12 protein-coding genes are annotated in these 14407 nt (G+C 54.1%); 7 read left to right on the top strand and 5 right to left on the bottom strand.

The window, feature by feature from the left end; all coding sequences use genetic code 11:
- Window positions 1-4 precede the first annotated feature (4 nt).
- A complete protein-coding gene (gene glgX / locus HP459_RS02880) occupies window positions 5-2080 on the top strand; it encodes a glycogen debranching protein GlgX (RefSeq protein ID WP_022648158.1) in 2076 nt (691 codons plus the stop codon).
- Here glgX and HP459_RS02875 read toward each other — a convergent pair.
- Entirely contained in the window at window positions 2077-2625 is a 549-nt protein-coding gene (locus HP459_RS02875; protein WP_022648157.1) for a winged helix DNA-binding protein, read from the bottom strand. The genes glgX and HP459_RS02875 overlap by 4 nt on opposite strands.
- Before the next feature lie 224 nt (window positions 2626-2849).
- Between HP459_RS02875 and HP459_RS02870 the strand changes: the two genes are divergently transcribed.
- The 3 genes from HP459_RS02870 to HP459_RS02860 are packed head-to-tail and all read left to right on the top strand — an operon-like array spanning window position 2850 to window position 5560.
- Complete coding sequence (locus tag HP459_RS02870; protein ID WP_022648156.1) at window positions 2850-3572, top strand: DUF969 domain-containing protein; 723 nt, start codon at window positions 2850-2852, stop codon at window positions 3570-3572.
- Window positions 3569-4555: a DUF979 domain-containing protein gene (locus HP459_RS02865; RefSeq protein WP_038416071.1), complete on the top strand. Its 987-nt coding sequence runs from the start codon at window positions 3569-3571 to the stop codon at window positions 4553-4555. The genes HP459_RS02870 and HP459_RS02865 overlap by 4 nt, the downstream gene beginning before the upstream one ends.
- A gap of 9 nt (window positions 4556-4564) precedes the next feature.
- On the top strand, window positions 4565-5560 hold the full coding sequence (locus HP459_RS02860; protein ID WP_023300138.1) for a DUF2891 domain-containing protein: 996 nt from the start codon (window positions 4565-4567) through the stop codon (window positions 5558-5560).
- A 3-nt stretch (window positions 5561-5563) separates the two neighbouring features.
- On the opposite strand, the gene HP459_RS23725 is transcribed toward HP459_RS02860, so the two are convergent.
- The 4 genes from HP459_RS23725 to HP459_RS02840 are packed head-to-tail and all read right to left on the bottom strand — an operon-like array spanning window position 5564 to window position 10541.
- Window positions 5564-6637, bottom strand: coding sequence for a fimbrial protein (locus HP459_RS23725; protein ID WP_022648153.1), 1074 nt, complete (start codon window positions 6635-6637; stop codon window positions 5564-5566).
- A gap of 15 nt (window positions 6638-6652) precedes the next feature.
- The gene (locus tag HP459_RS02850; protein ID WP_253939619.1) at window positions 6653-9157 is read right to left on the bottom strand and encodes a fimbria/pilus outer membrane usher protein; all 2505 of its coding nucleotides are present in this window, start codon (window positions 9155-9157) and stop codon (window positions 6653-6655) included.
- A 44-nt stretch (window positions 9158-9201) separates the two neighbouring features.
- A complete protein-coding gene (locus HP459_RS02845) occupies window positions 9202-9870 on the bottom strand; it encodes a molecular chaperone (protein ID WP_171935909.1) in 669 nt (222 codons plus the stop codon).
- Window positions 9871-9929: 59 nt separating this feature from the next.
- Entirely contained in the window at window positions 9930-10541 is a 612-nt protein-coding gene (locus HP459_RS02840; protein ID WP_022648150.1) for a fimbrial protein, read from the bottom strand.
- A 367-nt stretch (window positions 10542-10908) separates the two neighbouring features.
- Between HP459_RS02840 and HP459_RS02835 the strand changes: the two genes are divergently transcribed.
- The 3 genes from HP459_RS02835 to HP459_RS02825 form a co-directional block, all read left to right on the top strand.
- Window positions 10909-11436 carry a fimbrial protein gene (locus tag HP459_RS02835; RefSeq protein ID WP_171935908.1) on the top strand — a complete coding sequence of 176 codons (528 nt, stop codon included), beginning with the start codon at window positions 10909-10911 and terminating at the stop codon, window positions 11434-11436.
- A gap of 44 nt (window positions 11437-11480) precedes the next feature.
- Entirely contained in the window at window positions 11481-12164 is a 684-nt protein-coding gene (locus HP459_RS02830) for a fimbria/pilus periplasmic chaperone (protein WP_038416069.1), read from the top strand.
- A gap of 38 nt (window positions 12165-12202) precedes the next feature.
- Window positions 12203-14407: fimbria/pilus outer membrane usher protein (locus HP459_RS02825; RefSeq protein ID WP_171935907.1), on the top strand; the 2205-nt coding region annotated here is incomplete at its 3' end.

Below are 14407 nucleotides of genomic sequence, written 5' to 3'. Positions count from 1 at the left end.
AAAAATGCCAAAGGATACAACGTTTGAAATTCGGGCCGGTCATGGCCAACAGTTGGGCGCAAATTATGACGGAAAAGGGGTGAACTTCGCCCTGTTTTCCGCCCACGCGGAGCGGGTGGAGCTGTGTCTGTTTGATCCTTCGGGAAAAACAGAAATCGCCCGTCTGGAACTGCCGGAATATACCCATGAGGTCTGGCACGGCTATGTGCCGGACCTGAAACCGGGTGCGCTGTATGGCTACCGTGTATACGGCCCCTACGATCCGGAGAACGGTCACCGCTTCAACCCCAATAAGCTGCTTATTGACCCCTATGCCCGTGAACTGGTAGGTGAAATTGAGTGGAACGATGCCCACTTCGGCTATGAGCTGGGACACGACGAGCTGGATCTCAGTTTTGACACGCGAGACAGCGCGCCGTTTACGCCCAAATGTAAGGTCATCGACCCCAATGCCGTTGACTGGCAGGACTCACGCCGGCCCGATATCCCGTGGCCGCATACCGTGGTCTATGAAAGCCACGTAAAAGGCTTTACCCAGCTTAACCCGGCTATTCCGCCTGAACTGCGCGGTACGTTTGAGGGGATGGGGCATAAAGCCTCGGTGGAGTACATCAAAAGCCTCGGCATTACCTCGGTCGAGCTGCTACCGGTTCACTGGTTCCCTGACGATCAGCACCTGCTCGATCGCGGCCTGAAAAACTTCTGGGGCTATAACTCGCTCGGTTTCTTTGCGCCAGCGTCCCGCTATTACGGCCCGGCGGGGATCCAGGGTTTCCGCGACATGGTGCGTGCTTATCATGACGCGGGCATCGAGGTGATCCTCGACGTGGTCTATAACCACACGGCGGAGGGCAACGAGCTGGGACCAACCCTGTCGTTTAAGGGGATTGATAACTTCTGCTATTACCGCACCATGCCGGATCAGCACCGGTATTACATTAATGACACTGGCACCGGGAACACCGTAAACACCTCGCACCCGCGCGTGTTGCAGATGGTCATGGACTCCCTGCGTTACTGGGCGGAATCGATGCAGATTGACGGTTTCCGCTTTGACCTCGGAACCATTCTCGGACGCGAGCCGGAGGGATTCGACCCGCGCGGCGGCTTCTTTGATGCCGTGACCCAGGATCCGGTGCTGTCGAAGCTGAAGCTTATCGGTGAACCGTGGGATATTGGCCCAGGGGGGTATCAGGTGGGGGGCTTCCCGCCAGGCTGGGGCGAGTGGAACGACAAATACCGCGACACGGTACGTGAATACTGGAAGGGAGATAACGTTTCTAACGATTTTGCCGCCCGTCTGTTAGGGTCCGGTGATTTGTACGATCTGCGAGGACGTCGTCCGTGGGCCAGCGTCAATTTTATCACCGCGCATGACGGCTTTACGCTGAACGACCTGGTATCCTACAACGAGAAGCATAACGCCGATAACGGGGAAGATAATAACGACGGACATAACGATAACCGGTCGTATAACTACGGTGAAGAAGGGCCGACGGAGAACCCCGATATCATCGCCACCCGCGAGCGGCAAAAGCGCAACTTCCTCACCACGCTCTTCTTCTCCCACGGCACGCCGATGCTGCTGGCAGGTGATGAGTTTGGCCGGACGCAAAAGGGCAATAATAACGGCTATTGCCAGGACAGCGAGATCTCCTGGATAAACTGGGAAGGACTCTCTGAAAACGACGAGAAGCTGCGCGACTTTACCCGTCGGTTGATTGCTCTGCGCGCTGAGCAGCCGCTGCTGCGCCGTGAAAACTGGCGCGACGGGCTTGAGATCCGCTGGTTTAACGCCGGTGGCGGACCGCAGCAGTCGGAACAGTGGGACGAGGGTTCCACTCTTGGTCTTGCCATCAGCCGTCCTGATCTTGAGCAGGAAGAGGGCATCTGGCACGACGTGCTGATGCTGTTTAACCCGTTTGAAGGCACGGTGCCATTCCAGATCCCGCAGTTTGGCGAAGGGGGCTGGGTGCTGGAGCTTTCGACGGCGGATGATGCCCCCACAGGGGAAATCATCACGGAATCCGTCGATTATGAACTGGCCGGGCGGAGCATAACGCTTTTCCGCCGTCCTTAAAGCGAGGCCGCCGCGCGTGCGGCGGTATCATACAGGGAGGAGATCGCGCGGAGTAACTGCGCGGTCTCACCAATCGACGCGCCTGGAATGCCGCTTTCCGCATGAATGTTGATCAGGCAGGCTTCCCGTACCTCCCGGTACTTCATGCACAGCGCTTTGCCTTCCTCCGTCGTCGAGAAAAAGAGTTCTTTCCCCGCTTTTTCACTGGTGACGTAACCCGCCTTTACCAGCTTTTTCAGCGCATACGTCACCACGTGGGTATCTTCCACGTTCAGCACAAAGCAGATGTCGGCCAGCTTTTTCTTGCGGTTGCGGTGGTTTACGTGGTGCAGAAGCGAGACGTCGAAAGCGCCCATATCCGGTTCCCCTGCTGCGGTCATGCAGCGTACCATCCATTTGTTAAACGCATTGCTGGTCATGATCAACGCGTATTCCAGCTCCGACAGTTCGGCACACCGCTCTGAGACGAGATGGCGGGAGGAGACGATACGCCCGTCCGCAATATCGTCGTGGTTTAACGCTGTTTTCGTTTTCTTTGTCGTCATACCGATCCTTTCTCCAGAATGTAAACCCGTCGATAAAATAAGAACATTTTATTGATAAATTGTTTACATGTTTTTGACGTTCAGATATAGCTTTTTAGTGCAGGTTCTGTGGAGCCTGACGCAAAACACAACATCGCGCGCCGTAATGCACCGGCTTCGCTCTGCTGCGAAGTATAAAAAATAGCCGTCGGCGCGCAACGCTCACTTTGGATAGGGTAACGTTTATGGACAGTTCTACACTGTTGCCACTTATCGGGATTCCGGTGGTGGTTATTGGTTTTGCACTGCGTTTCAACCCGCTGCTGGTTGTCGTGGTGGCGGGGCTGGCAACGGGCCTGCTGGTTGGCATGGATTTCGGTATGCTGCTGGAAACCTTCGGCGAAAAGTTCGTGAATAGCCGATCGCTCGCCACTTTCATTCTGATCCTGCCGGTGATTGGCCTGCTGGAGTATTACGGGCTGAAAGAGCGCGCCCAGGCCTGGGTCGCGAAGATCGCCAGCGCCACCTCGGCGCGTATCCTGATGCTCTACTTTGTTGCCCGCGAAGGGACGGCTGCGCTGGGCCTGATGTCGCTTGGCGGCCACGCACAAACGGTGCGTCCTCTGCTGGCGCCGATGGCCGAAGGGGCGGCCCTGAATGAATACGGCGAACTGCCGCAGACTATCCGCGACAAAATCAAAGCCCATGCCGCCGCGTGTGACAATATCGCGGTTTTCTTTGGGGAAGATATCTTTATCGCCTTTGGCGCGGTACTGCTGATTGATGCGTTCCTGAAAGAGAACGGGATCGAGGGGATCGAACCGCTGCATATCGGCCTGTGGGCCATTCCGACCGCTATTGCGGCACTGATCATCCATATGACGCGTCTGCTGCGCCTCGACGCCAGCATTCGTCGCGACGTGATGGCCTGGAGAGCAGAGCAGGGTACGCAGGAGATCGCACCATGATGACCTTTATAACCATTAACCGCGTGTACTACCTGATCGGCTTTGTCGTGATGCTGCTGGTTGTGATGACCCTTCGCGATCGCGCTAACCCGAAACGCTATACCACCGCGCTGTTCTGGTTTCTGTTTGGCGGGATCTTCCTGTTTGGCGATCTGATGGTGCAGGAGCTGGGTAAGTCGCTGGCGTATCGCATTATTGGCGGCGCCGTTATCGTGATTGCGCTACTGGCCGGTTTCGGGCTGGTCGGGAAGGGGCATTATAAAATGTCCACCGAGGAGGAGCGGGTTGCCTCATCACACCGGCTGAAAAACTGGCTATTCTTGCCCGCGCTGATGATCCCGGTGGTGACGGTCATCGGGACGTTGTTTCTGAAAGGCGTGTCGATTGGCGGTGTCTATCTGCTAGACCAGAAGCAGCTTACGCTGGCGGCGCTGTGCGTGGCCTGTGTGGCGGCTATCCTCACCGGCTGGTGGCTGACAAAAGGTACGCCGCTGCATGCGGTTCGTCAGTCGCGTCGGCTGGTCGATACCATTGGTTGGGCGGTGATCCTGCCGCAGATGCTCGCCATGCTCGGCGGGGTGTTTGTGGTGGCGAATACCGGCGAATCGGTACAAAAGGTGGTCAGCCTGTTTGTGAACCCGGACAGCCGCTTCATGCTGGTGGTCATTTATTGCGTGGGAATGGCGCTGTTTACCATGATTATGGGCAACGCCTTCGCTGCCTTCCCGGTGTTAAGCGCCGGTATCGCTCTGCCATTCCTGATTAACGTCCATCACGGTAACCCGGCACCATTGCTGGCTATCGGCATGTACGCAGGCTATTGCGGCACGCTGATGACCCCGATGGCCGCCAACTTCAACATCGTGCCCGCCGCGCTGCTGGAGCTAAAAGACAAATATCAGGTTATCAAGATCCAGATCCCGACCGCGTTAACCTTGCTGGTGGTGAACGTGTTCTTAATGTATTTCCTCGTGTTTCGCTAAGGAGCTGCAATGGAATTAACGCAACATCAGGCTGACGCCTTCGCCAGAATGCCGTTGACCTATTTACGTCAGGAATATCCGAACCACATTATGCATCTGCTCAACGATGACGGCGACGTTCTGCCGCCTCGCGAGCTGCACCCGATCTTTTACGGCTGTTTTGACTGGCACTCTGCGGTGCACGGCTACTGGCTGCTGCTGCGCTGCCTGCGTCTCTGGCCCGAACTGCCGTGTCGGGAAGAGATCATCACTCTCTTCGAAGAACACCTGACCGACGAGAAGGTGGCGAAGGAGCTGGCCTATTTTACCGCGCCGTTCCGCGCGTCGTTTGAGCGACCTTATGGCTACGGCTGGCTGCTGGCGCTGGCGCAGGAGCTGAAACAATCGTCACTGCCGCAGGCGGAGCGCTGGTACCAGACGCTGCAACCGTTAACGCGGGATATTCGCCAGCGGCTGGTGGATTACCTCAGCAAGCTTACCTATCCGATCCGCGTCGGGACGCACTACAACACGGCGTTTGCGCTCGCGCTGGGGCTGGATTATGCCCGGGCGGTGAACGATGACACGCTTGAGCGCGCCATCCTGGACGCGGCAACGCGGTTTTACCTCGCGGACACGCATTATCCTGCGCATTATGAGCCGGGTGGCGACGAGTATATCTCCGGAGCGCTGACCGAGGCCCTGCTGATGAGTAAGGTGGTGGAGGATTTCCCGGCCTGGTTCGATGCGTTTCTGCCTGAAGTGGGCGCCATTTCTGCGCTCATGAACCCGGCTGAGGTGAGCGATCGCACCGACCCGAAAATCGCGCATCTGGACGGTCTCAACCTCAGCCGTGCCTGGTGTATGAAGCACATTGCCCGCGCCCTGCCGGAAAATCATCACGCCCGGAAGCCATTACGCGATGCCGTTGCGCGCCATCTCTCGGCAAGCGTGGAGCATGTTGTCGGCAGTCACTACAGCGGCGGGCACTGGCTGGCGAGTTTTGCGCTGCTGGCACTGGAGTAGCGCTTAGTTGTATATCAGACTAAATGTCGCCAGGCTGTCTGCCAGCCCCGCGGTGGCCTGGGTTTCGGTGCGCACATATTGTGCGTCGTAATCCAGGGAAAACGCGGTCTGCCGGGCAGCGTTGGCAAAAGGTTCGACACCGGTGCTGTTGAGAGGAACGGTTGTGCCTCTGGCGGCACCGTAGTTATCGCCATACAGAATGCGGATCCCCACGCCGGTAGCGGCGCTCTCCTGTTGACTTAGCGCCAGCACATCGTGATTCTGCGCGTCTTTTTCAGTCGGACCAAAGAACCCGATCTTCACCGCTGCCGTTTGGGATGCGTCACAGACCAGAGGGATGATGAAGCGGTGTTTATCCCCATCCATTCCTTTGTTGAGATCGCTTACGCTACTTTGTCCCATATTGACGGTGATATTGTTATCCGAGATATAACAGCTCGATTTATGCACTTTCAGGTCGGCGGCAGCGACTTCCACCGTCACGCCAGCTTCAGATATCACCGCGCCGTTAGCATCCTCCAGAATCAGCGTTCCTGCGCGAATTTGCCCGCTGTTCGGCTGTTCATAGACAATCTCCTGCGCGGTTTTATAAAACACGACGAAGAACTGGGTCGCCATTTGCGAGGGATCGTTTGTGCTGCAAATCGCAACGCTGTCATCCCCCGAGGCGATGTAATGCACGGGTTCGGCTGCACAGTGCGTGGTTTCGCGAATGCCCACCGCAAACCCGACGCCGGGAATATCTGGCACGTCATAAACGGAGGCCGGGGCGCCCGTACCGTTCGGCGCCACGCCGCTGACGGGCGCTACGGTTAAGGCGTTATTGGCTACAAAGCGCATCGTTACCGGGCCGGTTCCCTCAGGACAGTTATAAAACGAGCGGTTTTCCTGGCCCAGGATAGCGCCTGAAAGCATCGACCCCGGAGGGATCGAGGGGTTATCAGTGATCGAGTAGTTTTGAAAGTTAATGACCGCATCGCCCATGGTCGGCGGGCAGGTCTGAGACGCCCTTGCCGTAGCGTGAATCAGCAAAAAAGCGAGCATCAGGAGATTGATTAAACGGTTGATATTGTTCACAGATATCTCAGTAAGTTATTGGCACTGAAGCTTCAGAAGCGTGACCGGAGTGCGGCCAGCGGTATCCGGAAGGCGTAATGGGGCGCTACAGCGCATATCCTGGCCTTTCTGCCGCCAGCTGGCATGCAAGGTCCCGCGTAGCGGCACGCCGCTGAGATAGACCTGTCCTGCTTCGCCAACGATGCCGACGCTTGATTTCGCAGACGTCCCGTTCGAGACATACGCGCTGGCGCCAAATGGAAGCGGGCGCCCGTGTGCCGTAAGGGTGATGAGCGTTCTGATGCCCACGTGGGTATGGTAATTCGCCAGGACGACCGCGCCGCTGGTCGGCACAATCGTTCTGCTGTTCTGGTCCAGATCGACATTTTCTGCCAGCGTTTCGGTATCCAGCGAAATGGTGTTTTTGTGATACGCCGATAAGGTTGGCATCACGGCATAACCTCGGGAGTCGGTGTGAACATTGGTCGCCCCTTCAACCTGAACGTCCGACGCCTCGTCAGCGCGGATCAGCGCCAGGGTATCCCCAAGGCTTTGGCTCAACGTCACCCCATACTGTGTTGCCACAATGCCGCCTGCCGCGCCGTAGTTCACGCGGTTGCTATAGCGATCATGGCTGTACCCGAGACTGGCGCTGCCATAACCGCCGTGATAAGCCAGCGCAAGGTTGCTGTTCGCGGTATTGGCCTGGTTGTCGAAGCCCTGCTGGAGGTTATAGTTCAGGCGATCGTGGGCCAGGGCCGTACCATACAGCGAAACCTGCCGGGTAGTATGGCCATCAAGGTTATTGTTGAGGCTGTAGCTGGTTGTTGCGCCGGGTAACCAGCGGCTGAGTGGGACGCTGATGCTAAGGTTTATCGCCCGTTCGTTGTCGCTATCATCAGCGCTTGAGCGGGTGAGATAATACCCAACACTCAACGACACCCCTTTGTAGTTTGCGTAATAGCCAAGATGGACGGTTTGATCGACCGCCGAGGCGTTCCAGTAATCCTGACGGTAAAAGGATGCGCTGATATTGCCCAGCGCACCGAGATCCTGCGTCAAACTGAACTGTGTGCGGTTACGCCGGTTATGCACGTGCTGGTCTGGGTCGCTGTCATCATTTGCTTCACTGAAACTGTAAAAGTCATGCGTCGTGTAATGGCTGGTCGAAAGGGTGAGCGACGTGTTCGTCTCAGCGAGATTTTTTTGGTACTGAGCGCGTATTTGCTGCCCGAGGGCAAGCCTGTCATCACTGAGGTGTGCTTTCGCCGCAACGGTGTCCACACCCAGTGCCCCAAACCGGCCAAAATCTTTACCTAATCCCAGCGCGAGAGCCTGATAGTGGCCGGAAAGCTCCGCTCCGCCGTACAGCGTCAGGCTTGAAGACAATCCGTAAAAGGCGGAGGCCTGAACAAACGGCGGGGTGTCGCCCTCGGCGTCAGGGCTGTTATACCGTCCGGCGCTGGCGCTGAATTTCAGTCGTTTCTCCCGTAGCATAAAGGCCACCGAGGAGTAGGGTTGGGTGAACGTGCGTTCGCTGCCATCACTTTCATGCACCGTGATCTCAAGATCGCCGCTTTGCGAAGTGGGGAAGAGATCGCTAATGACAAATGCGCCAGGCGCAACATAGGTTTCATAGATGGTGTAACCGTGCTGGCGAACGCTGACGCGGGCATTGCTGTGAGCGACCCCGCGGATCGTGGGCGCGAAACCGCGCTGGCTGTCCGGCAGCATATTCTCATCCGAGGCAAGCTGAAGCCCCGTAAACTGAAAACTGTCAAAAACCTCGCCAGACGTGTAGGCATTCCCTATTGTTAACGCGCTCTTCAGCGGCGTAATGGCCCGCTGGAGGGATGTTCCCTGAGACTGCCAGTGATGGGTATTACCATATTCAAACGTGGCGTAATTGCGTAAACGCCACGCCCCCAGGTTGATACCGGATCGCAGGCTCAGATAGCTGCTGTTGTCATGAATATTGTCGATGTTGGTTGTCGAGCCCGTAAGATTGTAATCGACAAAAGCAGCGGGGATGCCGTCGTCCCACTGTTCGGGAGGAATATAATCGGCACTTTTTTGCAACATGGCTGCCTGCGGAATGCTGAAAACCAGCCGATGATGGGTGAAGTCAAAATGCGTCGACGCATCGGGAATATATTTGCCGATGTCCGTAAATGTCTCCTCGTCATGCAGCGCATCGAACGAAGAGAAGGCCGCGATGTTTACCCCAAGTCTCTTGAGGTACGCCAGGTTGAGGACTGGTGAGAGCGTTCCCCCGGTATCAACGAATGCAATTTCGCGCTCATCCCGCTGCGTCTGGTTAACAACAACCGCGACACGATAATGTCCCGGCTGCTGACCGCCTTGTCGGGAAAAATAGCTTAAGTCGCTAGCCTGCTGCTGATCTGCTGTGATCTCCAGCGCCTGAGGATCGAAGTACTCATCGGCCTGTGCCCGGCGCACATGAATGCCAGACGTGACCGCACCCGCAAGCATCGCGAGCGTATAAATGCGGGGTAAATTGCGTGGGCCGAGAGAATGCATGTGCGGTCGTTGGCTACATTCGCCAAAGGCGTGTTGTCACAGCGTCAGGATTGCGTGGCGACTCTCGTCAGCCCGCCGTAATCGTTGATCGCCTGCCAGCGAATGGTCCCCGAGCAGGGAATGTGCCATTGACGATCGGAAAAGGGGTCAATCATTCCCGGCATTTCAACGTCGGTGTTCCCAACGCTGACCTTGTAAAACGATACAAACCAGGGCGAGGGGTTGTGTGCGCTAAGCGTATTATTACGACAGGTAAATTTTAATTTTTTGTAGGCAAGTTCGGCATTGCCTTTCAACCCTGCGGGACGGAAAAATAACTTGAATTTTGACTTCACGTTAATCTGCAATTTGTTGCTGTTTGCTTTTTTGCTCGGGGCAATATTTTTGATGTTAAGCCAAAAAACAGATTCCCGGTCAGTGGGTAACGGCGTTCCAAGATAATTGATGCGCAGCGAGTTTTTCTGTTCCGCATCTAAACGAAATAACGTAGGCGTCACGATAAAGGGCGGAGCGGTTTTATTCTTACTGTCAATATTTTCAATCCACGACTGAATAAGATAAGGGGTTTCTTTTTCCATATTGGTAATGGAAAATGCCACTTCTCTTTGCCCCTCAAGGTAAACAACACGCGTACCGCCCATCACAACCCCCGCGTGTGCTGACAGACTCATGCCGAGCGAATAAAAGAACAGGGCCGCGGTGAGTTTATTCATTTTCAGATCCCCGTAGAGGAAAAAGATAAGCAGAGAAAGCTCTGCTTATCATCAGTCGATCAGTTATAAACCATCAGGAAATTGGCATCTGCGTCGGCTTCTCCGGTGCTGACGACATCGGTGGTGGCATTATAATTGGCGTAGAAATTGAGTGTTTTTGAATCTTCCCCTTCGGCAAGGTCGATACTCTGAGAAATATCACCAATTTTAATCTGCGTGTTACGATCGCTTTCATAGAGTTTAACGGCAACGCCAGTCGCCGTATTGCCATCGCTGTCCACGGAAGAATTTAAACCCAGCAGGGTATTATCATTCGCATCTTTGTTACCATCAAACAACACGGCAACGGTTTTAACGGAATCCGGGCAACCTTCAACTGAGATCTGGAAAGGCGTGCGCGTGGTCTCTTTTTGGGTGGCAAAGTAGCTTGCAGCCCAGGTGCCTAATTCAACGGTTTGCCCTGCTGAGTCGGTGGTGATATTACAGGATGCATCGGTAATCTTACCGGTAAAATGGACTACGCCGCCCGTGCCCTGAGTCCCCGCATCGTTCTCTGGGTTGGTATTAATATTATTGTCGCTGTCACCAGAAGGAAGGCCCGCCAGCGCACTGCCACTTGCCATCATCAGGCCACAAAGGGTTAATGCGATCATGTTTTTTTTGTTGATCATGCCTATTGTTCTCATTCGCTCAAATATGTCAGTCTGGATATGCTGCTAGCAACACTGCCGGTGGCGTTATTGCTCAGAAAAAACAGCGCGAATGCTAACAAAATGCCAATTCAGGCCATAACAAAAGGTTGTCTAAAATTAAATTACTTTATTTTACGAAACTCCGTAACTTTCTTGTAACCTTACTTCGGGTTTGCTGATGTCGTTTATTGATGTTGCGAATCTAATTCCTGCCTGAGGGTTTATATTTGCCTTGTCACAAACGGTGCATTATTCATTGTGAGCTCAGTGGAGCTACTTTGTTATTGTCTCGTCCTGGCAGGAATAAAAATGAAGATATTTATTATTTCTATTGGGATATCAACGAATGAAACTGACTAAAATTGGTGCGACGCTTATTCTGACTTTCTGTGGCGCGAGCGCGGCGACGGCTTCTAACACTATCACATTTAATGGAATGGTGCTCGATCAGGGTTGTGATATTGCCGTTGATGGCGGCACGGCAAATGCGACCGTTGATCTGGGCTCAACGGCGGCAACCGACCTCGCTACAAAAGGCGACCTTGGCGCGCCAAAACAGTTTGTGTTCGACCTGAATAACTGCCCAACCAGCACGACTGCAAATATTGTCTTCTCAGGCCCTGTTGATGCTGTTGCAGCCGATCCATCCTATTTTGCAAACACTGCTACGCTGGGTGCGGCAACCAACGTGGCCGTTCAGCTCAAGCAGGGCGGCTCAAATGGTACCATCGTCAAAAATAATGCAGATAACGATCCTATTACTTTCACCGATGGCACAGCGAGTCAAACCTATACCGCGCAGATGATTGCCACCGGGCAGGCCGTTGCCGGCGATGTTAACGCTGTTATTACCTACAACGTCCGTTATAACTGATTCCGCAGGAGGGGAAACCCTCCTTTTTAGTTTGTGAGTGCATTATGAAACCCATCGCCGCTGTTATTTTTTGCGTGGCCAGCGCCGCCAGCCTGAACGCGTCCGCCAGTATTGTTACCGGGAGTACGCGGGTTATTTTTGACGGCTCCCGCCAGGCCGCCTCTTTGTCCGTTGAAAACTCTGACAAGGTTACTAACCTGGTACAGTCGTGGATTAGCCCGGCTAAAGGCAGCCCGTTAAAAAAAGAAAATATGATTATTACGCCACCACTATTCCGTCTGGAAGCCGGGAAAAAAGCGTCAATTCGTATTGTGCGTTCAGGTTTACCTGTTCCGGAAGATCGTGAATCGCTGTTATGGCTGAACGTGAAAGGGATCCCCGCTACCGACGGTAGTGAAGGTAAAAATACGATGCAAATTGCCATCAACTCAAAGATTAAGCTGATCTACCGTCCGGCAGCATTAAAGGGGCAGACGCCAGAATCCAGTGCGGAAAAGCTTAAGTGGAACCTGACCGCGAAGGGTTTACAGGTCAATAACCCGACACCTTTTTATATGAACTTCTCACGAATTGAAATTAATCACCAGGCGTTAAGCGGGCAGTATTTTGTCGCGCCATTCTCCACGTTGAGTATTTCTGAAGGTGTTATGTCACCTCACGGCAAAGTAACCTGGTCGCTTATTAATGATTATGGCGTGAAAGGCCCGGACAAAGTCACCTCATATTAATCGACACCGTAAGTCTCCCGCACGGATACAGGGTTACAATGGAAAAAGTGAAACAAACCTACGTCCTTTCTTTAGGGCTCGGGCTCAGTGTTGTCTTTAGTTCTTTCAGCGCACGTGCGCAGGAACATTTCAACCCTCATCTTTTGGAAACAGACAGCGCAGAAGTGCCAGCAATGGATCTCAGTCTGTTTGCCAAAGATGAGGTGCCGCCCGGGGACTATAACGTCGACATTTTTATCAACGGCAATCTGGTAGACAGTAAAACCCTCTCTTTTCGACGGTTGAAAAGTGCCCCTACGTCAGACCGCACAGGGGCATGCTTAAACGTCACTCAGCTGAAAGCCTGGAACGTTCGTGTCGATAACTATTTTGGCGAACAGGAAAAAGCCAGCGAATGTGTGGATCTGTATGCCATCCCCGGCGCGGACGAAAAAATCGATCTGGCGCAGCAGCGTTTCGACCTGATCCTGCCGCAGGTTGCTTTATTTAACACCGCAAGGGGTTATGTTTCACCGGAGCGCTGGGATGAAGGGATCACCGCGGGTTTACTTAATTACAGCGTCTCAGGTCAACAGGATCTGCATCAACGCAACGGCACCGACAGCAGTAATCAGTTTCTTAGCCTGCAACCGGGGCTGAACGTAGGCGCCTGGCGCTTTCGCAACTATTCCACCTATACCCATTCCGAATCCGAAAATGACTGGGATTCCGTGTATACCTACGCCTCACGGGATATTAAATCTCTTAAAAGCCAGCTGGTACTGGGACAAGGAACCACGCGCGGCGGCATTTTTGATAGCGTCGGTTTCACCGGGGTGCAGATGTACTCGGATAACGATATGAAGCCGGACAGCATGCAAGGCTTCGCCCCTGTAATACGCGGTATAGCCCGCAGCAATGCCGAAGTGACGGTATACCAGAACGGTCACAGCATTTATAAGGCTACCGTGCCGCCGGGACCGTTTGAATTCAGCGATATGTATCCGACCGGCAGCTCCGGCGATCTGCAGGTGGTGATCAAAGAGTCCGACGGTACGCAAAGTAGCTTTATTGTGCCTTACGCCACGCTGCCGGTATTGCAACGTGAAGGTCAGGTGCAGTATGGCCTGGTGGCGGGCAAAACCCGTCAGGACGGGTCGGGTTCACGTGCAGAGGATTTTAACTTTATTCAGGGATCAGCGGCCTGGGGCGTCGGAAAAGGGATCACGCTTTACGGCGGCTATATTCAGGCGGAAGACAATTATTCCAACTTGATTGCCGGAACCGGTTTTAATATGGGCAGCGCCGGAGCGCTCTCATTTGATATTTCCCAGTCGTGGGCGGATATCCCGCAGCCGGACAACATGCGACAACAGGAACACCATAGCGGCCAGTCGTATCGCGTGCGCTACAGTAAGACGCTTCAGCAGACCAACACCGATATTGCCGTCGCCGGTTATAAATTTTCAACCCGGGGTTATCTTTCGTTTCAGGACTTCCTCAATGACTGGGATCCGGGCAATAGCACTATTGATAATGGCCGCGAGCGAAACCGTTTTGATGTGACAATCTCACAGACGTTGCCTTTCGGCACCCTGTCACTGAGCATGTACGACGCCTCTTACTGGAACAGTGAACATGCGGACTCCATGAACCTGGGCTTCAGCAGCACGCTTGGACCGGTGTCGTACTCGCTGAACTATGCCCACTCTAAAAACGTCAATGGCGGTTACAATAACGATTCCGATAACTACGACGACGATAACGTCTTCTCGCTTAACCTGAGCGTACCGTTCAGCGCCTTCAGCCACAGTGAAGCGGCCCGGTCTGTTTCGGCTAACTATTCGATGAACAGTAGTAAAAACGGCGATACCACGCACAACATCGGAATTTCCGGTACCGCGATGCAGGAAAACCAGCTGAACTGGCAGGTTTCAGAAGGCTATAACGCCGATTCTGAAGCTACTAACGGCAATGTCACTGTGGGTTATCAAAGTACTTATGCCGATATGTCCGCAGGCTATAGCTACGACGATTACAGCCGACGAGTGAATTACAGCCTGCGCGGGGGCATGGTGCTGCATCGCGACGGTATCACCCTGGCGCGTCAGCTGAACGATAGCGTAGCGCTGGTTGAAACACCGGGTGTTTCCGGTATGCCGATCAACGGGCAGACGAACGTTCATACCGATTATTTCGGTAACGCCATTGTGCCGTACGTTCGTCCGTATCACAGCAATTCGATCTCACTCAACACAGTGGAT

This window comes from Enterobacter sp. CM29 (assembly GCF_013179605.1).
Lineage (GTDB): Bacteria > Pseudomonadota > Gammaproteobacteria > Enterobacterales > Enterobacteriaceae > Enterobacter > Enterobacter intestinihominis.
This window is presented reverse-complemented; position numbering and strand designations above follow the sequence as displayed.

Coding starts and splice junctions, on each gene's coding strand:
- glgX (WP_022648158.1), top strand. CDS start 5: ATGCCAAAGGATACAACGTTTGAAATTCGGGCCGGTCATGGCCAACAG.
- HP459_RS02875 (WP_022648157.1), bottom strand. CDS start 2,625: ATGACGACAAAGAAAACGAAAACAGCGTTAAACCACGACGATATTGCG.
- HP459_RS02870 (WP_022648156.1), top strand. CDS start 2,850: ATGGACAGTTCTACACTGTTGCCACTTATCGGGATTCCGGTGGTGGTT.
- HP459_RS02865 (WP_038416071.1), top strand. CDS start 3,569: ATGATGACCTTTATAACCATTAACCGCGTGTACTACCTGATCGGCTTT.
- HP459_RS02860 (WP_023300138.1), top strand. CDS start 4,565: ATGGAATTAACGCAACATCAGGCTGACGCCTTCGCCAGAATGCCGTTG.
- HP459_RS02850 (WP_253939619.1), bottom strand. CDS start 9,157: ATGCATTCTCTCGGCCCACGCAATTTACCCCGCATTTATACGCTCGCG.
- HP459_RS02845 (WP_171935909.1), bottom strand. CDS start 9,870: ATGAATAAACTCACCGCGGCCCTGTTCTTTTATTCGCTCGGCATGAGT.
- HP459_RS02840 (WP_022648150.1), bottom strand. CDS start 10,541: ATGATCAACAAAAAAAACATGATCGCATTAACCCTTTGTGGCCTGATG.
- HP459_RS02835 (WP_171935908.1), top strand. CDS start 10,909: ATGAAACTGACTAAAATTGGTGCGACGCTTATTCTGACTTTCTGTGGC.
- HP459_RS02830 (WP_038416069.1), top strand. CDS start 11,481: ATGAAACCCATCGCCGCTGTTATTTTTTGCGTGGCCAGCGCCGCCAGC.